Here is a 24828-nt window from a genome sequence, read left to right as displayed (position 1 = left end):
TATTTAATATGATTAGTATAAAAAATTTTTTAAAAAATCAAATATCAAAAAAATGATGAAAACGTATTTAACAATACGTACAAATAATATTATAATTGAAATAAATTCTAAAGAAATTTTAATTTTTGTACAAATTACCTCTTAATATCAAATAGTACAAATATTCTATTATCTACATTAAAAAAACAAAATTTTACCATTACTAGACTTTTCTACATTTTTAATATATAATTATTGTGTAAGATCTTAGTTTCGTTATAAGTTTTAATATGTTTTTATACCATGCTACATTAATATTACAACTGAGCGTGTCATTAAATCTCCTAAAACAACTAAGATATTTCATATAAGTTAAAACTTACTTCTTATGATTCATTATATTTTTATACAAAATTTTACAACTATGCAAATCTATCCTATACAATTTTACACAATAAACCGAATATTTTTAATTAGAACATATACATCCTATGAATGGATAATAACTAACAAATAATAGCAAATAAAATATATCTTTTTTAACACAATAAAACAAAAGATACCAAGAGATTAACCCTCAGTATCTTATACTTATAACTTTATTTATCTTATTTTATTATTTAGTTCATATAATTTTAGACTATTTATTGATTGTTAGAACCAAAAACACCCCTATCAGACACCACAAAAGTAGCATTAGCATTAATTTTCATAGGCTCCTTAACATTCTTAAGTCCCAAGTCAATTGTTTTTCTTATTGCTATTGTTAATGTATCTAATGCTTTAGTTACCGCACTTACTGCCGCTCCTTTAGCAGCAATAACATAATCAGCGCTATCAGCAGTAGGCCCAGCAAACTTACCATTCTTAGCCATAGCTCTCAGCGCTATTCCTCCTGCAACTTCCGCATCTTTAGGAGCAGCACCAGCGTTACCATCATTACTCTTAGCTAAAGTAGCAGCTTTATCAGATTTAACTATAGATTGCAAAATATCAGCACCAGTTACTGCACCAACAGCTTTGGCTGCATCAGATGCTACTTTTTTTGAATTGTTTGCATCACCAACATTAGCAGCAAACAATTTACCTGCTTCACCATCGGCAGCAGCTGCAGCAGTTCTTGCGGTCAGACCATCCGCTTTTTTATCAGTACCAGCATCATGTTTACCTTCTTGAAGGACCACATCTACAATTGACTTCATTCCCTTGATTAATTTATCAACATCCCCAACAACACCAGCAGCATTATTAGCACCAACATTACCAATTAGTTCAGCACCTTCAGTACCAATAGCCTCACTTGCTGTCTTTGCTCCTTCTATTATCTTATCAAGCGTACTCTCAACTAATGTTTTAACTGCAGCAACTGTAGACTCAGCATTCGGATTCTTTTCTTCCTTCATATCATTAACAATTTTATTAAGTCCTGTTTTAACTCCCTCTACTGTACCCTGAACTTTCTTAAAATAATTCCCCCACATCCCGATTTCTTACTCTCCAAATTCAATCCCAATACACTCCCTACCATATCCCCAAAAGAATTAAAAACATTCAAAAATTCATCCCCCCCAATCTCACCAAAGATTTCAAAAATCTACTCTTTCTACTCTCTTCTACTACCCCACTATTACATCCCATCACCACCATCATCATCACTTCTACTATTCTTCTTCTCTTCTCTTTCTCTATTCCTCTTATTAGCTCCCCCTCTTCTTCTTATTTCTTTCATTCTTTCTTCCCTCCTATTTTTTATTTTATTTATTTTTTATTCAGCTTATTTGCTTATCTCTCGACAACTAGAAGCAAAAAAACAAATAAAAATATTATTTACACAACATATACAACACGGCAAATAAAAGGGAGCCTTATTGCTCCCTTTACCAGCATTCTTATCTTAAAATTTTAACTATACCCAATATATACTAATTCACCTACTAATTAGATTTAACCTTAGAAACTTCTCCTTGCTTAATCTCTATTAATACTTTATTAATCTCTTTTAATCCTCTACCTTCTCTTTCACTTTCTCATAATTCTCATGCTCCTCCAAAACCTTCCCTAATTTCTCTTTCACTGTTTTAATTGTATTCTCAATCTTACTAAAATATGCACCTATCTCACTTTTCTTTGTATCCACCTTAATTCCCAACGTCCCCGTAATCATATCCCAAAAATTCACAAAAACGTCCAAAAATCCTTTCCCTAAATTCACTATAGCATTCAAAAACACCTTCTCTGGATCTTTTACCCCCTTATTATACTATAAATAAAATAATAGATACAAAGAGCTTACTCTAAGTATCTTTTTTCCTTCACAATTTGATTTATCTTATTTTATTATTTAATTATATAAATATAACATATCAATTTTTAGCACCAGAATTACTCTCATCAGACACCACAGAAGTATCATTAGCATTGATTTTCATTACTTTTTTTACTTCTTTAAGTCCTGCATCTATTGTCTTTCTTATTGCTACTGTTAATGTATCTAATGCCTTAGTTACTGCACTTGTTGCGGCACCTTTAACTGAAGTAGAAACATCATTAGCATTATTACCATTAGCAAATTTACCATTCTTTGCCATCGCTCGCAATGCTATAGCTCCTGCTATAGTACCATCTTTAGGAGCTGTATCAACATTACCAGTTATTTCTTTAGCTAGCTTTACAGCATCACCATTATCCTTAACCATAGCTTGTAATATATCAGCACCAGTTACTGCTCCAACTGCCTTTGATGCATCAGCTGCTGATTTTTTAGGAGAAGCATTTATCACAGCATTGCCAAATAATTTACCTGCTTCACCTTCACCAGCCTGAGCAGTTCTGTTACCAAGATCATCAGCCTTTTTATCAGTCCCAGCATCAGCTTTACCTACATCTTTAAGTACTATTCCCACAATTGATTTAATTCCTTTAACTAGGTCTTCTATATCAATACCCATAGCACCAGCAGCATTATTGGAAATATTACCAAGTAACTCATTGCCTTCAACACCAATTGCCTCACTTGCTGTCTTTGCTCCCTCTATTATCTTATTTAGTTTACTCTCAACCAATGTTTTCACTGCAGTAGCTGTAGCCTCAGCATTCGGATTCTTTTCTTCCCTCATATCAGCAACAATCTTATTAAGTCCTGTTTTAACTCCTTCTACAGTATCCTGCACTGTCTTAAAATACTTCCCCACATCCGATTTCTTACTATCCAAATTCAATCCCAATACACTCCCTACCATATCCCCAAAAGAAGTAAAAACATCTAAAAATTCATTACCCAAGCTCACTAAAGACTTCAAAAACTTATTCTTTCCCTTCTCTTCTTCCAACATCCCATTATTACATCCCATCATCACTACCATCACCAGCATCATCATTACTTCTCTTATTCTTATCCCCTTTACTCTTCCACTTCTCTTCTCTCTTCCCTTCTCTCTATACTCGCTTATACACTCTTCTATATTTCCTATTCCTTTCTTCTCTTTCATTCCTTTCCTTCGCCTCCTTGTTTCATTATCTGCTTTTCTAGAAAGAAAACAAACAAAAAAATTAACAAATGACGATTTATATGAATATTACTTATATAACATATACAATACTGCAAATAAAAAAGAAAGCTTTATTGCTACCTTTACTAATATTTATATCTAATCATTTTAAACTATACTCAATTACATATTAATTTTAATTCACCTATTAATTAGACTGAGCCCCAGAACCTTCTCCTTGTTTAATCTCTCCTAATCCTTTATTAATCTCTTTTAATCCCAAATCTATTGTATTCCTGATTGCTATTGTCAATGTAATCAATATTTTATGCACTGCATTTGATGCTACGCCCTTTTCAGATTCAGCTTCTGTTTTTTTATCACCATCGTCCTTAACAATCTTTTGCCATTGCTCTCAATACTATTCCCACTGTTATAATAACATCTTTTTTTTACAGAATCACCAAGTTTGTCATCATTAGCAGTACCAGCAGTACCTTTAGCTAAAACCAAAACAACTGCATCCTTTACATCTCTTAACCACACCATCTTTTCTGGCACTAAAATCAGCAATAGCTATAGCCTTCAACATCTTTACACCATTGTTAGCAACAGCAGCATTAGCATTAGAAACAGCTAGTACTCCAGCTTCATTATCATTACCAGCAAAAGCAACAGAATCAGTAGCTTTAGCCATTCTTACTCCTATCAATCATTACCCATGGATCTGCTTTAGATACCTCCAGCTTATTTAGAAACACCAGCAAGTTTCTCTAAAGCAACAATTAGTTGTTTGAAAACTCCACTTACTCTATTAATTGCACTCTTAACAGTTTCAACTGTACCCTCTTCAAAACTCTTTGCACTAGAAATTTCATCTGATAGTTCCTTTAACTTGTTATTAGTCCCTTCCAATCCTCTCTTTATCTTCTCAAAGTATTTTCCCACCTTACTCTTCCTTATCCCCCGATTTAACTACACTAAATCCTAATGCATCTCCAACAACACTCCCAAAAACGCCAAAAATCTTCCTGAAATCCTTCCCCCCCAATCTTAACTAATGACTCTAAAAAACTATTCTTATTTTCCAACTCTAGCTTCTCCGCTTCAAATACTCCACTATTACATCCCATCATCACCACCACAACTAATAACAAAAAATTTCTTATTCTTTTTATATTCTTAAGATTACTTCAACAATCAAAATAAAATCAAAATTAATGAATGAAAATGAAGCTATCAAACGAACATATGACAAATAAATCACATTCAACTATCATAGAATATGAAAAAATAATACAAAAACAAATAAAAAGTTTTTATTACTCTTATTAACAACTTTCTCTCAAGTTTTACCAAAATACTAATAACACAACCTTTATCCCCATAACATACCTTAACTCAATACCACAAGAAAGCTATCACTTTATCCACTAACTTACCTAAATACCAAAAAGAAAAAAAGAAAAACAACTATTCTATATAAATAGAAATGTGTTCTTCTTAATTGACTTTATTAGTTGATTTTACTATTTATTTACTAATAATTTGAGTAGTACCAACCTCTGAAACATTTATTTCAGTAGTTTTTGAGTATTGTATTCCGTTAACAGCTTCTCTTACTTTCTCTAGATTGCTTACTACTATTTTCCTAACGATTATATCCAATACTCCCAATACCTTATTAACTGCAATTGCGGCTGCCGCTTTAACTGCTCCTGCTTCATTACTAACACTATTAACACTAAATTTACCAGCTTTAGTCATAGCCTTTAGTGCAACGGCTGCTGCTAAATCAGCAGTACTCTTTGCACCAACATTAGCAGCAGCACCAATAGCAGTAGCTAATACTCCAGCTTCATTATTAGTATCTTGTGTAAGAACAGAATTAGTCTTAGTATTTTTAATCTTATCAATCATTGCCCATGGATCAGCTTTTGATACTTCTTCAGCAAATTTAGGACCAGCATTAGCACCAGCACCAGCATTGGCAACAAGTACAGCAGTAGCGCTAGCTGCACCAGCAGCTACCTGATTACCAGCATTACCAGCTTCAATCTTTACTCCAGACTTCTCTGCTGCATCAATTATATTTTTAACCTCTGAAATAATAACTTCAACACCAGCTTTATCAGCAACTACTGCAGTAGCATTATCCGCAGCATCACCAAGATCAGTACTGCCAGCTTCTTTAGTTACACCATCAAGTTTAATTAAGGCAGCAATTAACTGTTCAAAAACACTACTTACTCCGTTAATTACATCCTCCACTACTTTAATTGTGCTCCCATCAGCATTCTTAGCATCAGATATTTTAACTTTTAACTCGTTTAACTTATTCTTAGTTATTGTAAGTCCTTCTCCGACCTTCTTAAAATGTTCTCCCACCTTACTTCTACTATCCCCCGATTTAACTACAGTAAATCCTAATGCATCTCCAACAGCACTCCTAAAAACACCAAAAATCTCTCGAAATCCTTCTCCAATCTTAACTAATGAATCTAAAAACCACTCTTTTCGCCTTTTACCACATTTATCACCGCCCCCTGTTTTGTGTTAGCTTATTCACTAAGCTAAGAGATCCAACAAAAAATTGAATATCAAAAATTAAATAAAAAGTAGGTTCTGTTGATAATTTTAAGTTAAAATTATCAACAGAACCTACTAAAGTTCAAAGACTACTATTTCTGGAGTATTAAAATGTTTAATACAACCTAATAATAATGTTACAAAAATTATTAAATTTTTTCAAGTAACTCGGCTATATTAACAACTTTTTTATCAAGATGTAAATTAGCATATTTTTGAAACAATTTTTGCAAATAATTTCTATCATTTAGAAAAATCGTATCCAACATAAATGCCATAAACTTAACATTGTTCTTATAAAAGTCATAACTGGCCTGATTTTTAAGCTTAAAGCTCAATAACTTTATAGAATCTTGTTTTACTTTTTTTGTCTTAACAGTCTTCTTATTCTTTATAATAGCAAGAGATTCATTAATGCCATTTTCAATTATATATTGTTCTGCAAGAATCCCTGCCTCTATAGCATTTGCTAGTCTTAAGTAAGCATACACTTGAGTTTTGGCCATCCTATAATCTTTTATAAAACTATCAAAGTTTTTATGACCATCAAGTTTATAATATTCATTGTCTTTTATTTCTTTTAAAATTCTAATATTTTCTACCTTATAGTAAATTTCTTTTCTTGCATTTTGTTTAAGTTTTTCCTTTAATTCATTATAGCGAATCAAACTTTCATGTTTCAAATCTATCAACTTAACATCTTTATTGGCATGTAAAACTCTATTACTTAAAACAACATTCTTCATTTTAGCTCCTTTGAAAGTGCGTTTAACGCACTATTAATTTTTTAGTCAAAAAACTTTCCAATGCACTTCCATAATCTTTTATATAATCTTTGCTTAAATCAAAAACATCATTTTTTGATATCCTTTTATTCAAGTCCTCTCTTTCATGTATAAAACCCAAAAATCCTTTCTTGGACTGTATATATCCCAACAATTCCTTATGTGTATTATTATTCTTAAATCTAGTTATAAGAATAAAAATTGGAAGATTGATCCTCAATTCTTTCATATAAAATTCTATTAATTCTAAACTCTCAACTGCCCACTTTTCTGCAGTCATAGGAACTATTATATAGCCACTACATATCAAAGCATTTGCCAACGTAGCATCTAAACTAGGATTAGTATCTAGTACTACATAGTCATATTCATTTTGAAGAAAAAATAAACACTCTTTCAACCTTAACTCTTTTAAAGGAATTGATTCTCTAATAAATTTATGCAAATGAATATAACTTGGAATGAAATCTAGATTGTGATCTATGTTAACTATCGAATAATTAATGTCCAATGTTTCAGTTAAAACTCTATAGATATTTATATTGACAACATCAATATCATTTTCTATTAATTTTTCATGATAATAACTAGTAGTCGATGCTTGTGTATCAATATCTACTAAAAGAACTTTATACTTTTTTGCCAACAATGTGGCAAATATAATTGCACTTGTACTTTTTCCAACGCCACCCTTGATTGATGCAATAGTAATTACCTCTGGTTTTTTTCTATCCATTTCGTTACAATTCCCCCATTTGGTAATCTTTTGTTATAGAATTTATACACCTCATCTTCCAATCTCATAATTCTTTCAAGTAAATTTTGAACATATCTTTTTGTAAATTTTTCTTTCTTTATTAAGGAATGAATCGCCTTTATATAGCAAAAAATACTTCCCTTTTTAAATCTAAATTCTATATAGTAAGGCTTATATATTTTAGTTGTAACATCTGATTTTCTTGTATCATCTTTGTACCTAAGTATAAATGAAGTTTTAAGCCTTTTAAACCCATAAAACATACCTAAAAACATGTCTTCATCTCTTTCGATACTAAATAGACGGAAAGTACTTTTTTTTTCGCTGTTAAACAAACCTCGCAAAGCAACAAAAAATTTATCTTCTTCTTTTCGATTAACGCCAAAGGCAAAAAGATCGTTAAATATCTTTGTATGATATATTGTTCTAGCGCTTTCCTTTTCTATTTTGGAAAAAGAATCATTAAAAATTTTTTTTGATTGAGATTCTAGGTTTTTCAATTGGCATACCATATTTTTTCCTTCAAATTCTGTTAATAATAATTTATTTGTTTCTTTCACTTTCTAACCATTTTTTTGTTTTTATCATTGCTTCCTCATAACGTTTTTTGTTTGCATTTTCTTCTATCTTATCTAAGTATTTCATTGTTTTCCATTTAGATGCATTACTTATTATCAAATTTATATCTTTTTTGTCTTTATTATTTATATCTTTATTATTAATTATATTATGACTGACATTTTTAGTTACATTTTTAGATTTATAAGTTTTGTACCCTCTATTTTTAAAATATTTTTTTTGTGTTTCCTTTGTGAATTTATATATTGCATTTGCATCATGTTCAATAATGTCTTGTTTATTTTCAATGAAACGTTTTAAGTTATTTTGACTGTATTTATTTACTGTGTATCTTATGTATGAGCCATTTCCTTCTCCCAATCTTAATAAAGTTTTTTTAATAATGCCTTTATTGCATAGCAAGGCTAAATCTTTTCTAAGGGTTCTGAGTGTAATTATTTTAAGTTCATCTTTAGCTAGAAAACGATTTAATGTATTTAAAATACTGGTTTGATTATATTTGATAGAGTTTTTTTGAAAATACCTGATTATTGATATCGTTTTGTAATATCTGATTTGGTATTTTTTTTGTAGTTGTGTGTAGTTTTGAATTTTTTGGCTTGTATGCATTGCTAATCTCCTTTGAAATAGGTTATCCCCCATTCTTATTGTACATGATTTTTATCTAGAAGTAAATATCTAAATTGCTGTTTTTTCTTATAATTCTTATAAATTTTAATATAAACTATTTATTTGTATAATATTATTTTTTATTTTGAGTTTAGTGATATTTATTTTGTAAATGGGATATCATTCGTTTTAATGATGCATTAAAATTCATAATCATTATTGAATTTATATACACTCAAAAGTTAAATTACTTATATAATAATTAATAAGGGGATTTTCTATGTTGCATCCACAAGCAGTAATTACACAGGAAATGGTTTTAAGTGAATTTGTTAAAGCTGGCATAAGTAGAGACATTGCTATTGATTTATCTTATAGGTATTATAAAAATGAGCTTACTACTAAGGATTTTGAATATTTAAAAGAAAATTTTGACATAAAATTAGAAATGTTAGATCGTAGTTTAAAGGCTGAGATTATATCTGTTAAAACTAAATTTGATAATAGAATAGATACTAATAGATACTAAATTTACGGATCTTTACAATAAGATAAATACTATTGAGACTAATTTAAATGCTAAGATAGACAAAGTAAGGGATGAGTTAAAATTAGATGTTAAATAACTTGATAATAAAATGGATATTGGATGTTTGGCACTATTATTACCCTTAATGTAGGAATTTTTTAACGTTAATTTCAATAATATATTCAGTTTTTAGTAGATAATTTTTAAAATTTTGATTTCATTGATAATTTTTGAATAATACAGATATATGACGATTTGTATTCCTTAGGTATTAACTTTATTGCATTTGTGTTTTGATTTTTAGAAGTGGGTAATTTTAATTTATTTATAAGGTAGTATAGGAGATATATAATAGGTATTGTGATAGGTGTATGTATTGTATTTAAATAATATTTAATGGTAATATTTTTTCTTTTTTTAGAATATGTGATATATATATAATTTATATTGTAAAAATATAAATTAAGAACGGAGGTTTAAATGAAAAAGCCATTAGGTTTATTAATAATAATTAATTTATTTATGGGGTGTGATAGTGACAGTATGCTTAGTTTAAGCAAATTGATAGATAAACATAAGGATACTGCTAGTAATATACTTGGATTAGATAAATTATCAGATGAAAGTAAGGGTGCTTTATTAGATTCAGCATTAACAATTGGACAAGAGGTGGTACAATTTGGGAAAGAAATAGGTCCTAAAGTAGTAAATATGGGTGAAGAAGTAGCATCAGGAACATTAGAATTAGGACAAGAAATGCTACAAATGGGACAAGGTTTAGGGGAAGTAATAGTTCCAGGAGTATTTGAAACAGGAAAGGTAATAGGACAAGGTCTTCAAGATATTTTTTGGTTTGTTGGGAATGTTGTTGGTAATATGTTAGAAGATTTGCTTATTAAGGCAGATATTAAGTCTACTGATAAGAGAAGTAAGGTAAAAGAGCACTTTGAGAAAGTAGAAAAGGGATTACAATCTACTAAAAATAAATTAGATAGTTCATCATCTAATTCATCGGAAGTTCTTACCAAATTAATTGATGCTGTAAAAAAATTAGCGGAAGCTGTTGGTGATGATAAGATTGATATTGGGGCAATAAGTGATAGTAGTACTAAAGCTTCTCTCGTTTCTAATAGAGAAAGTGTTAAAGCTATCATTGAAGGCATTAAAGAGATAGTTAAGATTGCTAAAGAATCTGGTGTAAATATTGGCACAGGAAATGCTGGTGATGCTGTTACTGCTTCTTCTCAAACTGATTCTACTGCTGCTCTTAATGGTGGTAAAGATGGTGCGCAAGAGGGAGCTGGTGTTAAACTTGCTGGAGAAGTATCTAAAGCTGATTCATGGGCAATGATTGATAAAATATGCAATGCTACTGTTAAAAATGGTACTCTTGATAGTTCTAATAGTGATGCTGGGGAATTGGTTACTGGTTTTGTTAATACTTCTAATGGTATTGGAGCAAAGACTAATGCGGACTTTGCAGCTGCTGTTGCATTAAAAGCAATGAGTAAAGATGGTAAATTTGCTGTTCAAAATAATGATTCAAATAGTAATGATGCTAATAAAATTAAAGATGCCGCAGCTGAGGCTGTTAACAAGGTATTAGATACACTTGATTTAATTATTAGAAGGACAGTTAGAATGGAGATTGGTAAAGTTAACAGTAAGGTTAACAAGGTGGTAGCTAAAAAATAAGTTACTTTGTTTGATATTCTAATATTTGCTATTAAATTGTTATTATTTAATAGTAGTTATAGTGTAATATAAATTCATTTGGATGGCCTGTATAGAGGAAGGAATAATTATAAGTAATAATGCCTTTTCTATATGATGCTATCCATTTCAAATTAAATAGTGTTTTGAATAGAATTAATGTTTGAAAAAGTATAGAACTTATAAATATCATCATTTATTTATTTGTTTGTTCGTTTTTTATTTTGCATGTCTTTGTTTAATAGATAAGATAATAATAAAAAATAATGAGTTAAAAAAAATAATTAGAAAAAGAGGAAAAAGCAGAGAGGGTGGTGATGGGATGTAATAGTGGGGGAGTATTAGAAGCATAGCAAGGAAAGAATAAGTTTTTGCAATCTTTAGTTAATGTGAGTGATGAATTTTTAAATGTTTTTACATCTTTTGGGGAAATGGTAGGGAGTGTATTGGGGTTGAATGTTAGTTCAAATAAGTTAGATGTAGGGAAATATTTTAAGAAAGTGGAGGATACAGTAAAAGGAATTAAGAGTGGACTTAATAAAATTGTTGCTGATATGAAGTAAGAAAAGAATCCTAATGCTGAGGCTACAGCTACTGCAGTTAAAACATTGGTTGAGAGTACACTAGATAAGATAATAGAGGGAGCAAAGACAGCAAGTGAGGCTATTGGTGTAGCAGGTGATGAACTACTTGGTAATATTGCTGCTGCTAATAGTTCTGGTGTTGCAGGTACTGATGTTGAGAAGCTAGTAAAAGGAATTAAAGGTGTCGTAGAAGTGGTACTTGAAAAAGAAGGAAATGCTGAAGCTGGAGATGATAAAAAGGCTGAAGATGGTAATACTGCAAGGAATAATGATGGTGCAGGTAAATTATTTGATGGTACTACTGGATCTGGAGCGGATGATAAAAAATCAGCGACTGATGCATCAAAGGCTGTTGGAGCAGTAACCGGAGCTGATATATTAAAAGCTATGGTTAGAGATAGTGGTAATGCTGCTAAATTAGCGAAGCATAGTGCCGCTATTGCAGCTGCTAATGTTAATGCTCCTAAAGATGCGGAAGTTGCAGGAGGTATAGCATTAAGAGCTATAGCTAAAAATGGTAAATTTGCTAATGGTAACAATGCTAATGATGCAAAAAAAATGATAGAAAGAGCAATATTAAGTGTTGTGACTAAAGCATTAGATACATTAACTGTAGCAATAAGAAAGACAATTGACTTGGGACTTAAGGAAGTAAAAAAAGTAATAAAAATTAGTAATGATATTCCTTTAGCATCTGAAAAGAGTGGTTCTGGTGGTCAAAATTGATAGAATTATATAACTAAATAATAAGATGAAAAAATTAAAGTTAAAGTTATAAAAGAAAGATACTGCGAGTTAGGCTCTTGGTATCTTTTATTTTGTGGTGTCAAATAAAGATAATACATTAAAAAAATAGGTTCTAATCTTTATTGTGAGGTACATTAGTTATTTGAAAAAATCGAATGACCATCCATAGTTTATATAACATAGTATGAGATTACAATCTTAAATTTATAAGGTTTATTGTTTAATATAAATATAAAAAAGTCAATGATATAAATTTTGTATTTTCACATTGATAATATGTGGTAATAAAGTCAATCATTAATTTTTATATGGTTAATTTAGATAAAGGATTTTTGGACGTTTTTGTGAGTCTTGGGGGATATGATTACAGGGACATTGGGAATAAAGGCAGATACAAAGAAAAGTGAGATAGGTGCATATTTTAGTAAGATAGCAAAGACAATGAAGGAAGTAAAAGTGAAATTGGGGAAGATTTTAGAAGAGAATGGTAAATATGAAAAAGTGAAAGGTAAGGTAGAGGAATTTATAGGGAAGATAAGTAAGATTGAAGAAGGAGCCAAGGAAGCAGCTGGGGGTGCTAGTGGTGATATTATTATTGGTAATGCTACTGATGCTGGACAAGATGCATCACATGCAGATTTTAATAGCGTAAATGTATTAGTTTCAGGAATAAAGGCAATTGTTGGAGTAGTATTGAAAGAGAATGAAGGTAAAGCTAGTTTTACTAAGACTGATGGAGAGCAGCAGAAGACAATTGGTAAGTTGTTTGAAAAGAAAGATAATGCTAGTGAGGTAGAAGCAGCAGCAGCAAGTGCATCAATAGGGGCAATAAGTGGGGCTGATGTTCTTCGTGCGATAGCTGAGTCTGAGTCGGTTGTTAATAATGATGGTAAGATTGATACAGCTAAAAATGCTGCTGAGATTGCTGCTGCTAAAAAGGAGGATAATAAGAACGAAATTAAGGATGGTGCCAAAAAAGATGCAGTAATAGCAGCAGGGATAGCATTAAGAGCGATGGCAAAGGATGGTAAATTTGCGGCTAAGAACGATAAAAAATCATCAAATGCAGTTAATGGAGTAGCGTCAGGTGCAGTAAATAAAGTATTGAGTGCACTAACAATAGCAATCAGGAATACAGTGGATGGAGGGTTGAAAGAGATTAATAAGATATTGGTAGAGATTAAGCAAAGAGAAGGTTCTGAGGCTGTGGTGAAGACTAATTAGTAGGTGAATTAGTATATATTGATTATAGTTAAAGTTATTATGTAAGAATATTGAAAAAGGGAGCAATAAAGCTCTCTTTTTTTATTTGCAATATTATATATGTTATATGAATAATATTCAGATGTTTATTATTTTATATATAATGGTTCTACTTTTTTTGGTCCAGAAGGTTCATTAATATGCAAATCATTTATGGATACATTCAAAAACGATATGATAGAACAAGCAAGAAACTATGCTAAAGCATATTATATGAATGTATATAAAACTTAAAAGCTGAACAAAATAAACTTGATATACTATCTTTAGGAGATTTAAAGTTATTAAAAGCTAAATTGAAAAAACTTGAATTATCTAAAAGAGAATTAATAACAGGAATAATACGAAAATTTGTGAATGATTACAATAATGATGTAGAAACAGATTTTTTCATGATTGAATTTGGTGAAGAATTTGTGATTAAAATTTTTGAAATACTTGAAATACTAACGAATAGTTGTTGCTATTTTAGATTAAATTTATTAATTTAGTGATAATTAAGAGGAATTAAAAGTATAATATGTTAACAACATATTAATTTGTTATAATAGTATAGTATCTTATTACTATTAAGAGGGTTTTATTTTATTATGAAAGATATTAAATTTCCTAGAAAAAAGAAAGGTTTTAGAGATGAAGAAATGGAGATGGAAGCATTTATAGCGCAGGTTGACGCCAATATAGATAAAATGGATCGTGAATTTAAAGAATTTCAAAGAAGATATGGATTTGATAAAAGTTTTGAGGATTGGATGGAACATGAGGAGAAAGAGCAAAGAATTAAAGAGGAAAAAATTCAGTTAAGAGTTAAGAATTTGAGTTCTCGATTTGCAAAGAAATTGAATTCTAAAATCATTGCTGAATGATGATATTTAATGTTGGGTATATTAATAATATTAGTTTCAATTTATTAAGCCTTATATTTTGAAGGCTATTTACTAGCCAATAATTCAAAAATTAAATGTGTGGTGACAGGCTATTATTTATGAATATGGAATGCTTAAGAAAGTTAAAAGTATTCATGATAAAAAGAATGTTATATGTAATGTCATTGTACTTTCAGATTCAGTTTTTGATGAGAAACAAAGACATTATTTAGTAAAAGTAAAAATTTATTGAACCGTTACTTTATTTATTTTGGATAAAGATTAATTATTTTATCAATATTGTGCTTTACTTATATTAGAAATTCGTATCAATATGATGAAGAATCTTTTTGGCAGCAGTAATTTTTTCTTTTATTCTAATAAATTTATTAGTTTGTGTTTTTAGAAGTGAGAGGAGAAGGCAATATTAGAGATAAGTCTTATTTGCCTTTTATATTGTTATAAGGAAATCTTTTTGTTTTTAGCTCAACACAATTTTCTCAAGCTTATTCTTTGTCTCTTGCACAGTTTTTCTCACTTTTAAACTTGATAAGATAATAGAAGGAGCAAAGACAGCAAGTGAGGCAATAGGAGATGCTAGTGATCCAATTGGAAATGTTGCTGCTGATAATGCTGGAGGTGCTGCTGGTGATATTGAGATTTTAATAAAGGGAATTAAGAGTATAGTAGAAGTGGTACTAAAAGAAGGGAATGCAGAGGCTGGTACCGATAAAAAAGCTGATGATCTTGGTGCAAGAAGTAATAATGCTCAGAATGGTGAAGCAGGTAAGTTGTTTGCTAATGCAACGATTGCTGCTGATTCTAAAAAATCAGCAGCAGATGCAGCAAAAGCTGTTGGAGCAGTAGTTGGAGCTGATATATTACAAGCTATGATTAAAGATAAGGCAAAGACATTAGCTAGTACCAGTGCTGCTCAGGCTGTTCAGGGTGATGCAAAAGATGGCACGATAGCAGGAGCAATAGCGTTAAGAGCGATGGCAAAGGATGGTAAGTTTGCTGGTCCTAATGCCGCTACTGCTGAATATTCTCCTGCAGTTAAAGGAGCAGCAGTAAGTGCGGTGACTAAAGCATTAGATACGTTGACAATAGCAATAAGAAAGACAATAGACGCAGGACTTGAGGAAGTAAAAAAAGTAATGAAAATTAATAATGATATTCCTGTAGCATCTGAAAAGAGTGGTTCTAGTGGTCAAAATAAATAATCAGAATACATAACTGAATAATAAAATAAGAGAAAAAATTTATAAAGTTAGGATACTAGAAGGTAACTTCTTGGTATCTTTTATTTTATAGTATGTTAAATAGAGATATATTGTTTTATATGGGTAATTTTATTATTTATTTATTATTTTTTTTAATGTTCTAATTACAAATATTCAGTTTATATTTTATGAAATTGTACATATCAAAAAGATGATATATTACAAAAAGTAAGTTTTAATCTTTATTGTATAATGGGTTAGTCATTTGATTGGAGTTCGTAGTGATGTTGAATAATGATTTTTTGAATGTTTTTATTTCTCTTGGCTTATGTGGTTGGGAGTGTATTAGGGTTAAAATTGAGAAGCAATAAATCGGATGTTGGGGAATATTTTAAAAAAGTTCAAAAGACTGTGGAAGGCGTAAAACAGCACTTGAACAAATTATTGCTGATATGAAACAAGAGGGAAATTCTAACTTAATCGTGTAATTTAGCTAATTAGTTTATTATTAATATTATTATTCAATAATGTTAATGAAGTTATTAAAATCTGATTTTTTAACCGCAAATGATTTTTTTAAGAATAAACTTTTAATTTGATTAAAACTATCAAATTCTTCTTCCTCTTCATTATTGCTATCAGAGTTGTTTTTAATAGAATTAGTAACTTCAAATTTAAGAAAGATATAGTCTGAACCATCACTTTTATTAACTCTTATATTAATTTCATTTTCCATATCATCATAAGTAATAGCTTCAAATACTTCACCAGTAGTAGTGATGGCATTTTTAAATTTAGAAATGTGATTTGATTCTAAATCTAAGCCAATGCCTTGTGGTCCATCTTTTATATAATTATTATGTCCTAATCTAAAACCAGTACCCCATGTATAATTATTTGTGATAACAAAAATAGCTCCATTGTTAAATTTTGCAAAGAATAATTTCCAGTTATTAAAGTTATAATCAGAACTTTTGTTAGTAATATTTCCATCTTTAATACCTAATGAAATTTCGTACATCATGGCATTATTAGCACGTGCATAGCTAGTATCTTGAATTTTATATTCTTTAAAAGATTCTTGATTGTCTATAGATGCCCTTAATTTTGGGTTTGATTTTGATTGTTTTTGTTTTTGTTTTTGTGGTTTTGGTGTTGCTTTTGTTATTGTTGTAGAAACTGTTGAAATTGAATTTTCTAAAGAAGGAGATTGAGCTTTTGATTTTTTTGATGAGATTTGTTTCTTTGGAACTGAACCAGATTTAGGACTATCATCACTACTATCTTTTTTTGATTTTGAATTTTGCTCTGGTAATTGTTGTACATTTAATTTTTCAATTGCCTCTTTTTTTTGTGCTTGATCTGAAAATGGTTGATTTAATTGTGGTGGGTTATTTGAATTTGATCCTTCTTTTTTTTCTGAGGTTTTTTGAACTTTACTTTCTATTTCGGAATTATATGATGGTTTTGGACTTTGTATTATATGCATATTTTTATTTTGATATAATTTTTTATTATTTTTTTGTGTATTAAGAGTTGAATTAACATCCTCGTTTAGAGCAATATTTGCGATTCTTTTTGTATTAGATTCGCAACTAAGCAAGAGTAATATGAATAAAAACTTCAAATTGAAAGTATTGTAACAGTTCATAATTATATATTAAAAGTATATATTGACTTTTAAGAAATCCAATATATTTTATAATTAAAATTTTTATAAATAGTAATTGTGTTTTTTTAGTTTTTTATTCATTTGTTTGTGTTTGTTAGTTTTATTTGTTTGAGGTCTATATGTTGTAAAAGAAAAGATAAGGAGGTTTTGAAAGATATGAATCAGGGATAATGAGATTTGAGGAAGGAATATTTGGTGGAGATATCGTTGAGAGAGATAATAGATATAGAGAGAGTAGAGAAAATATTGATTTGGGAGGATGATAGAGCATGTTGGTGGTAATAATGAGGTAAAAGATCTAGAGAAAGTGTTTTTGAGTGAGATTGCAAATTTAGGTAAAGGGTTTTTGGATGTTTTTGTGAGTTTTGGGATATGATTACAGAGACGTTAGGAATCAAGACTCATACAAAGAAGAGTGAGATAGGAGCTTATTTTACTAAGATTGAGAATACTATGAAAATAGTTAAAGGGAAATTAGGGAAAATTGTAGGAGAATATGGAAGTTATCCGAAGGAAGAAAGGAATAGGAAATATAGAAGAGTGTATAAGCGAGTATAGAGAGAAGGGAAGAGAGAAGGGAAGTAAAAGAATAGTAAAGGGATTGATGATTGTGATGATGATGGTGGTGATGGGATGTAATAGTGGAGGAGTGAAAGGAGAAGGAGCAGGAGGAGGAGACGGGAGAGGATTAAGTGGAGCAATGATGGAAGTAGGGAGGAGTGCAGAGAATGCATTTTATTCATTTTTGGAGTTAGTGTCGGATGTATTGGGATTTACTGTAACTAAAGATACAACCCGGAATAAAGTAGGAGAATATTTTAGTGGTCTAGGAAAGAAGTTAGGAGAAGCATCAGAAGAATTAGAAAAAGTAGCAAGCAAAGCAATAGTAGGTGTTGATAAAGGTGAAGAATCAAAGAATGCAAAAAATCCAGTTAGAATTGCAGTTGATACAGCTAAAGGAGTTTTGAGTTCATTGAAAACCCATTTAGAATCTTTAAAAGATATAGGTGATGGTAACAAGGTAGTTGATGTAGCAAATAACCAGAATGGAGTAGCAGCAAATTCAGATGCATTAAAGAAAGCATATAAAGCATTAAAAGGGATAGTAGATGTAGCAAAGGCACAAAAAGTTGCAGAACCAAGTGCAAGTAATGTTACATTAAAGCAGGATTCAATAGGAGTAGATGCGAAAGATGGAGCTAAGGTCTTAGCTATAGGTGCTGCAGGAGCAGCAGTGGGAGAAAAAGCGGCATTGATAGTGTCCTCAGTGAGAGGAGAGGAGATGTTAGCATCAATAGTTAAATCAGGAGAAGGAGATGCAACTGGTAACACAGGTCAGGCAAATGCAGATACAAGTGCACTAAAGTTTGCAAGAGGAGATGCTACTGCAGCTAATTTAGCAAAAGAGGAAGCAAAAGCAGGAGCAGTAGGAGGAGGGATAGCATTACGTTCTTTGGTTAAAGATGGTAAATTAGCAGCGAATAATAATGATGACAAAGCAGTACAATCAGCAGGAATAACTGCAGTAAATAAATTATTAGGAGCAGTAGAAGGAATAGTGAAGAAGACAGTAAAGAATATTTTGGAGAAAGTAAAGCAAGAAGTAGATAAGGCAAGAGCTCCAAAAGCAGCAGGACAGAATTAAGATAGGCAGTTATATTAGGTTATTAGAAGTAAAAAAAGTAAGAATAGGAGGCAATCTTGGAGATTATTCTAGAATGTCTTCTATCTTTTTATTATTAATATTATTAATCATGATCTAATATGTCCTAATTGAAAATATTCAGTTTATTATATAAAATTGTACAGATTTATATAGTTGTAAGATTTTGTAAAAAATATAATTCATTATAAAAAGTAATCTTTAACATTTATATGATAGTGATGGGATGTAATAGTGGGGGAGTTGCGGGAGGAGAGGGGAAGGTAGACTTAGCAAAGAAGAATAGTTTTTTAGAGTCATTAGTAAAGATCGGAGAGGGGTTTCAGGAGATTTTTGGTGTTTTTGGGAGTGCAATAGGGGATGTATTAGGATTTAGTGTAGTTAAATCGGGGGATAAGAGAAGTAAAGTAGGGGAACACTTTAAAAAGATTGGCGATGAACTTACGACAACGAAGAATAAGTTAAATGAGTTGTCAAGTAAAATATCTGGTGCAAAGAATGCTGATAGGAGTGCAATTGAAGCTGTGAAGGGTGCCGTTCAAGGAGCAAATGATGTTTTTGAACAATTAATTGGTGCTGTAACTAAACTTTCTGGTGTAACTAATGCCAATGTTGATATTGGTGATGCTAATAGTGCTGGTGGTGCAGTTGGAGCTAATAGGGATAGCGTTAATACAGTAATTGAAGGTGTAAAGGCAATTATTGGTGTAGCAGAGAAACTTGATATTAAAATTGAGAAGGGAACCTCGGGTGGTGAAGTGGCTAATGCTAATGGACTTAAGTTATTAGCTCACAATGCTCAAGCTGATCAGGGGGCTGCTCCTAAACTTGCTGAAGAAGTATCAAAGGCAGATGCATGGGCAGTGATTGATAAGATTAAAAATGCTACTACTGTTGGTACTGCTACTATTGCTAATGCAGAAGCTGGAGCACTTGCTCTTGGTGGTAATACTCAAAATGATAACGGTACTGCAAAAACAAATGCTGACTTGGCGGCAGCAGTAGCTCTTAAGGCTATGACTAAGGATGGTAAGTTTACTCAACCTCAAGCTAATGAAGTTGGAGCAGTAAAAGCAGCAGCGGTAAGTGCAGTAAATAAGGTATTAGAGATATTGGATGTAATAATCAGGAAAACAATGAAAAGTAATTTAGACAAAATAAGAGAAGCAGTTAAGAGAATAAAATACTCTGAGAGTAGTGGAACTGAGGCTAGTCGATCTGATACTGCTCAAACTACAAATAAACAGTGATTAATAAATTATGTAATGTTAACACTTCTCTGTAATTTAGAGAGGTGTTATTTTTATTAATTGTATTGAGATATCTTAGTTATTTTAAGACATTTAATTACGTTTAATGGCGCGCCCATGTTAATTTAGTATGGCATAAAGATACATTAAGACTTCTAAAAAACCAATATCTTACATAATAAGTATTAGGTTGGATATGATTAGATTTCAGATGTTAGATGCTTAGTGGAGAATCAATAGAATTTGTTAATAAGGGTATGTAAGGCCTTTTTGGTATCAGTTATAACGTAAAGATACTGAGAGTTAAACTCTTAGTATCTTTTGTTTTATTGTGTCGAAAAGATAATATTTTATTTGTGCTAACATTTGTTAATGATTATCCGTTCATTCGTAGCTGTATCCATTTTGTTTTTGTTTATTACTAAGTTTTAAAGAAAAGCTAGAAAAGCTAGCAAAGCTAAAAATAAATAAAAAAAACAAGGAGACTAAGAAAGGAATGAAAGAGAAGAAAGAAATAGGAAAGAAAGAAGAGTGTATAAGCGAGTATAGAGAGAAGGGAAGAGAGAAGGGAAGTAAAAGAATAGTAAAGGGAATAATGGTGATGGTGATGATGGTAGTGATGGGATGTAATAGTGGGGGAGTGAAAGGAGAAGGGACAGGAGGAGGAGATGGGAGAGGATTAAGTGGAGCAATGATGGAAGTAGGGAGAAGTGCAGAGAATGCATTTTATGCATTTATGGGTTTAATAGCCGATACATTAGGCTTTACTGCAAAAGCAACTACAAAGAAGAGTGAAGTAGGAGAATATTTTAGCAGTTTAGGTGCAAAACTTGGAGAAGCATCAGCAGAATTAGAGGCAGTAGCAAGGAAATCAGAGGGAGAAGGGTCTAAAGATAAACCAATAGCTTTATCGATTAGAAGTGCAGTTGAAGTGGCTAAGGGAGTTTTATCTACATTAAAAGGTCATTTAGATTTTTTAAAAGGGATAGGTGATTCTAGTTTAGTAGGTGAGGTAAAAAGTGATAACAAGCAGGGAGTTGCAGCAAATACAGATGTATTAAAGAAGGTACATCATGCATTGACAGGGATAATAAAAGCAGCTAAGACAGAAGGTATTGAGGATCTGAAGGAAAGTAAGTTGACATTGGGTCAAGCATCAATAGGAGGAACTAATCCAGAGAATGGGGCTAAAGTTTTAGCAACAAGTGCTAATGCAACAGAAGGAGATTCAGGTAAAGCAGCAGCAATAGTATCAGCAGTTAGTGGAGAAGAAATATTAGAGTCTATAGTTAAATCAGGAGAAGAAAAAGCTGTACAAATAGGAGCAGCTGCAACTGCAGAGACAACTCCATTGGAATTTGCAGTAGGAGGTACTGCAGCTAATTTAGCAAAAGAGGCAGCAAAAGCAGCAGCAGTAGCAGGGGGAATAGCGTTGAGAGCATTGGTTAAAGAAGGTAAATTAGCTGCACATAATGGAAATAGCGATGAAAAAGCGGTACAGTCAGCAGGAGTGACTGCGGCAAATAAACTATTAGTAGCGGTGGAAGATGTAATTAAAAAGATAGTAAAGAATGTTTTGGGGAAAGTAAAGCAAGAAGTGGATAAGGCAAGAGAGTCGAAAACAGTAGGTCAACAGTAATATTTCAATATAGTTTAAAATTGTTAAGTAGGAATATTAGTGAAGAGAGCAATCAAGCTCTCTTTATTAATTTGCAGTATTATATGTGTTATATAATATATAAATAGTGTTTTTATAATGTGTATTTGGTTTCTAATCCTTCATAGAACGGAAAAGAGGAGAGAGAAGGGAAGATCAAGAATGTTAGTTAAGGGAGTAATGGTGATGGGGGTGTAATAATGAGGATGTTAGAAGCAGAGAAATCAAAGAATCAATTTTTAGGGTCAATGATAAATTTAGGTAAAGGATTTTGGAAGTTTTTATGAGTTTTGGGGATATGGTTACAGGGACATTGGGGATAAAGGCGGAAACAAAGAAGAGTGAGATAGGGGAATATTTTAGTGATATTGAGGAGACTATGCAAACTACTAAAGCAAAGTTAAATGAAATTTTAGAAAAGAATGGGCAATATGAAAAAGTTAAAACAGTTGTTGAGCAGTTTATTAGTGGTACATTGAATAAAATAGTAGAAGGAGCAAAGGAAGCAGCTAATGGTATTAAAGATGCTAGTGGTAATTTAGGAGATATAGAAAAAGCTGCTGATGCTGGTAAAGGAGCAGAAGCAACTAGTGTAATAAGTTTAGTTAAAGGAATAAAGACTATAGTAGATGTAGTGTTAAAGCCAAACGAGGGTGATGGACTAAAAGATGTAACTAAATCTCTTGATGACGATAAGAAAAAAATAGGAAAACTATTTGGTGATAAGACTGGCAGTGGAGCAGAAGAAAAACATATAGCAGCGGCAAGTGCATCTATAGGTGCAGTGAGTGGCGTTGATATTCTTCAAGCTATAGCTAAGTCTAGTGATAATGTGGCTGTTGGGAAAGCAAGTGCAGCAAAAGATGCAGCGGGACTTGCAATGGCTAATGGTGATTCCAATGAAACTACTGATTTAGATGCAGCGGCAAAGAAAGACGCAGTAATGTCAGCTGGGATAGCATTAAGAGCAATGGCAAAGAATGGTAAGTTTGTTGTAAAAGATGATGCTGCTAATAAAACAGAAGCAGAAGGAGCTAAGGGTGTATCATCTAATGCTGTGAGTAAGGTATTGTCTACTTTAACAATAGCAATAAGGAATAGAGTGGATGAAGAATTGAAAGAGATAAATAAGGTGTTAGGAGAGATTAAACAAGGAGAAGGGTCTGTTGCTAGAATTAATGAATAAAAGAATAAGATAGCTAGTACAATTTAGAATATAATTAAATTTTTTAATAAAAACTTAGTTAATGAGAGCAATAAAGCTCTCTTTTTTTATTTTCAAGATTGTATGTGTTATATAAGTCATATTTTTTGCTTCTGATACATAAAAGATAAGCTATAAAAAAAAGGTAAAAAATAAGGAGGCGAAGAAAATGAAATTAGAGGAAATAGTAGGGAAAAGAGAAGGGAAGGAGATAGAGGAGAAGAGAGAGAGGATGTGAGAAGGAGAGGAGAGAAGATGAAGGGCAATAGAATTAAAAGAAGAGTGAAAGGGATAGTGATGATGCTGGTGATGGGATGTAATAGTGATGGAATGTAGTAGTGGGGGTAGAGATCCAGAGAAAGTGTTTTTGAGTGATATAGTAAATTTAGGGAAAGGATTTTTAGATGTTTTTGTGAGTTTTGGGGATATGGTTACAGGGACATTGGGGATAAAGGCAGAAACAAAGAAGAGTGAGATAGGGGAATATTTTAGTGATATTGAGGAGACTATGCAAACTACTAAAGCAAAGTTAAATGAAATTTTAGAAAAGAATGGGAAATATGAAAAAGTTAAAACAGTTGTTGAGCAGTTTATTAGTGGTACTGTAGATAAGATTGCTGCGGGAGCAAAAGAAGCTGCAAAAGGGGCTACTGGTGGTGATGCTATTGGAGGTGCTCCTACTGCTGGACAAGATGCAGCACCAGCAGATGCTGTAAGTGTAAATGCACTAGTTAAAGGAATTAAAGAGATAGTTGAAGTAGTGTTAAAAAAGGATGAAGGTAATGCAGAAGCTACTAGGACCAAAGATGAACAGCAAAAATCAATTGGGAAATTGTTTGCTAAAGTGTCAGATAATGCTTCAGAAGCAGAGGCAGCAGCAGCAAGTGCAACAATAGAGGGGGGCGGTAAGTGGAGCTGATATATTGCAAGCTATTTCTAAGTCAGGTGAAGTTGTTGACAAAAATATTGAAACAGCAATAGATGCATCAAGTATAGCGGCTGCTAAACGGGAAGATGATAAAAAAGAGATTAAAGAAGTTACAACACAGAAAGATGCAGTGATAGAGTGATAGCAGGAGGGATAACATTGAGAGGGATGGCAAAGGAAGGTAAGTTTGCGGTTAAAAATAAATAGAAAGCAGCTCATGCAATAACATGCAATAAATGGAACAGTAGCAAGTGCAGTAAATATTGATAGTATATGAACAAACCATCCTGAGATTGGATCTATTTGTTTAAGTTTGTCAATACTTTTCTTTACTAATCTTATGGTCTTATCATTTAAATAAAATCTTATTGGTATTGATTTAGATTTAGGATTGCCTTTGGTTTGTAATAATTCTTTCTTATATTGCCTTGTTTCTTTAAGTAATATTGAATTTTGTTTCTTTAGTTCTTTGATTTTTGCTTTTAATATTTCATATTCTTTCATGTAATTTATCTGTTAACTAAATGCTATAAAAATAAGTAAAATTATGTATAAATATGTTAGCAAATACTCTTAATTTATGTCAAATTATATGTCTTTCCATTGTATGCAAAATTTAATGTTTAAAGTATGTGTTTTAATCAGAAGAGCTGATATTTAAGGGTGCAGCACAAAATATCTAGTAAACTTTGTGGTAGCTTTAACAAATACTTAAAAATTTGCTGTCTATTCTTTCTAGATTT

13 protein-coding genes and 12 pseudogenes are annotated in these 24828 nt (G+C 31.4%); 15 read left to right on the top strand and 10 right to left on the bottom strand.

The features are described from left to right. Positions 1 to 623: 623 nt before the first annotated feature. From U880_RS09635 to U880_RS0100245, 9 genes and pseudogenes are all read right to left on the bottom strand, one after another. Positions 624 to 1632, bottom strand: a pseudogene (locus U880_RS09635) (variable large family protein). Positions 1633 to 1981: 349 nt separating this feature from the next. Then, a pseudogene (locus U880_RS0100300) lies at positions 1982 to 2230 on the bottom strand (variable large family protein); the annotation flags it as partial. Positions 2231 to 2342: 112 nt separating this feature from the next. Then, positions 2343 to 3467: a variable large family protein gene (locus tag U880_RS0100295; RefSeq protein ID WP_152520354.1), complete on the bottom strand. Its 1125-nt coding sequence runs from the start codon at positions 3465 to 3467 to the stop codon at positions 2343 to 2345. Positions 3468 to 3675: 208 nt separating this feature from the next. Beyond that, positions 3676 to 4603: pseudogene (locus tag U880_RS11590) on the bottom strand (variable large family protein). A gap of 397 nt (positions 4604 to 5000) precedes the next feature. Next, a pseudogene (locus U880_RS0100265) lies at positions 5001 to 6005 on the bottom strand (variable large family protein); the annotation flags it as partial. A gap of 200 nt (positions 6006 to 6205) precedes the next feature. Beyond that, positions 6206 to 6802 carry a chromosome replication/partitioning protein gene (locus U880_RS0100260; RefSeq protein WP_024654313.1) on the bottom strand — a complete coding sequence of 199 codons (597 nt, stop codon included), beginning with the start codon at positions 6800 to 6802 and terminating at the stop codon, positions 6206 to 6208. 22 nt (positions 6803 to 6824) lie between these two features. Next, positions 6825 to 7577: a ParA family protein gene (locus tag U880_RS0100255; RefSeq protein ID WP_024654312.1), complete on the bottom strand. Its 753-nt coding sequence runs from the start codon at positions 7575 to 7577 to the stop codon at positions 6825 to 6827. Next, positions 7553 to 8110, bottom strand: a complete 558-nt coding sequence (locus tag U880_RS0100250; protein WP_024654311.1) for a DUF226 domain-containing protein — start codon at positions 8108 to 8110, stop codon at positions 7553 to 7555. The genes U880_RS0100255 and U880_RS0100250 overlap by 25 nt, the downstream gene beginning before the upstream one ends. 31 nt (positions 8111 to 8141) lie before the next feature. Next, on the bottom strand, positions 8142 to 8786 hold the full coding sequence (locus U880_RS0100245) for a plasmid maintenance protein (RefSeq protein ID WP_024654310.1): 645 nt from the start codon (positions 8784 to 8786) through the stop codon (positions 8142 to 8144). Between the two features lie 280 nt (positions 8787 to 9066). On the opposite strand from U880_RS0100245, the gene bdr reads away from it, so the two are divergent. The 9 genes and pseudogenes from bdr to U880_RS11270 form a co-directional block, all read left to right on the top strand. Next, positions 9067 to 9315, top strand: coding sequence for a Bdr family repetitive protein (bdr, locus tag U880_RS12000; protein ID WP_051373831.1), 249 nt, complete (start codon positions 9067 to 9069; stop codon positions 9313 to 9315). Between the two features lie 480 nt (positions 9316 to 9795). After that, a complete protein-coding gene (locus U880_RS0100235) occupies positions 9796 to 11010 on the top strand; it encodes a variable large family protein (RefSeq protein ID WP_024654309.1) in 1215 nt (404 codons plus the stop codon). Positions 11011 to 11345: 335 nt separating this feature from the next. Beyond that, a pseudogene (locus U880_RS09625) lies at positions 11346 to 12338 on the top strand (variable large family protein). Between the two features lie 329 nt (positions 12339 to 12667). Then, positions 12668 to 13583 (top strand): annotated as a pseudogene (locus tag U880_RS09620) (variable large family protein); the annotation flags it as partial. Positions 13584 to 13879: 296 nt separating this feature from the next. Next, positions 13880 to 13945 (top strand): annotated as a pseudogene (locus U880_RS11995) (hypothetical protein); the annotation flags it as partial. Positions 13946 to 13975: 30 nt separating this feature from the next. Further along, positions 13976 to 14113 (top strand): hypothetical protein, encoded by a 138-nt coding sequence (locus U880_RS0100220; RefSeq protein ID WP_161626500.1) that lies wholly within the window; start codon positions 13976 to 13978, stop codon positions 14111 to 14113. Positions 14114 to 14212: 99 nt separating this feature from the next. After that, the gene (locus U880_RS0100215) at positions 14213 to 14488 is read left to right on the top strand and encodes a hypothetical protein (protein ID WP_024654307.1); all 276 of its coding nucleotides are present in this window, start codon (positions 14213 to 14215) and stop codon (positions 14486 to 14488) included. 545 nt (positions 14489 to 15033) lie between these two features. Further along, positions 15034 to 15711 (top strand): annotated as a pseudogene (locus U880_RS09615) (variable large family protein); the annotation flags it as partial. 269 nt (positions 15712 to 15980) lie between these two features. After that, positions 15981 to 16187, top strand: a pseudogene (locus tag U880_RS11270) (variable large family protein); the annotation flags it as partial. Positions 16188 to 16228: 41 nt separating this feature from the next. Here U880_RS11270 and U880_RS0100195 read toward each other — a convergent pair. Further along, complete coding sequence (locus U880_RS0100195) at positions 16229 to 17362, bottom strand: hypothetical protein (protein ID WP_152520353.1); 1134 nt, start codon at positions 17360 to 17362, stop codon at positions 16229 to 16231. Positions 17363 to 17642: 280 nt separating this feature from the next. Between U880_RS0100195 and U880_RS10645 the strand changes: the two are divergent. The 6 genes and pseudogenes from U880_RS10645 to U880_RS11490 all read left to right on the top strand — a co-directional run. Continuing rightward, positions 17643 to 17896, top strand: a pseudogene (locus tag U880_RS10645) (variable large family protein); the annotation flags it as partial. 91 nt (positions 17897 to 17987) lie between these two features. Beyond that, positions 17988 to 19028: a variable large family protein gene (locus U880_RS0100180; RefSeq protein ID WP_024654305.1), complete on the top strand. Its 1041-nt coding sequence runs from the start codon at positions 17988 to 17990 to the stop codon at positions 19026 to 19028. A 230-nt stretch (positions 19029 to 19258) separates the two neighbouring features. Next, positions 19259 to 20296 carry a variable large family protein gene (locus U880_RS0100175; protein ID WP_024654304.1) on the top strand — a complete coding sequence of 346 codons (1038 nt, stop codon included), beginning with the start codon at positions 19259 to 19261 and terminating at the stop codon, positions 20294 to 20296. 496 nt (positions 20297 to 20792) lie between these two features. Beyond that, a complete protein-coding gene (locus U880_RS0100170) occupies positions 20793 to 21935 on the top strand; it encodes a variable large family protein (RefSeq protein ID WP_161626499.1) in 1143 nt (380 codons plus the stop codon). A gap of 198 nt (positions 21936 to 22133) precedes the next feature. Next, positions 22134 to 23139 (top strand): annotated as a pseudogene (locus U880_RS09605) (variable large family protein). A 315-nt stretch (positions 23140 to 23454) separates the two neighbouring features. Beyond that, positions 23455 to 24289 (top strand): annotated as a pseudogene (locus U880_RS11490) (variable large family protein); the annotation flags it as partial. Positions 24290 to 24828 lie beyond the last annotated feature (539 nt).

Source organism: Borrelia hispanica CRI, from assembly GCF_000500065.1.
GTDB lineage: Bacteria > Spirochaetota > Spirochaetia > Borreliales > Borreliaceae > Borrelia > Borrelia hispanica.
The sequence above is the reverse complement of the archived record's forward strand: the minus strand, read 5'-3'. Positions and strand labels throughout refer to the sequence as shown.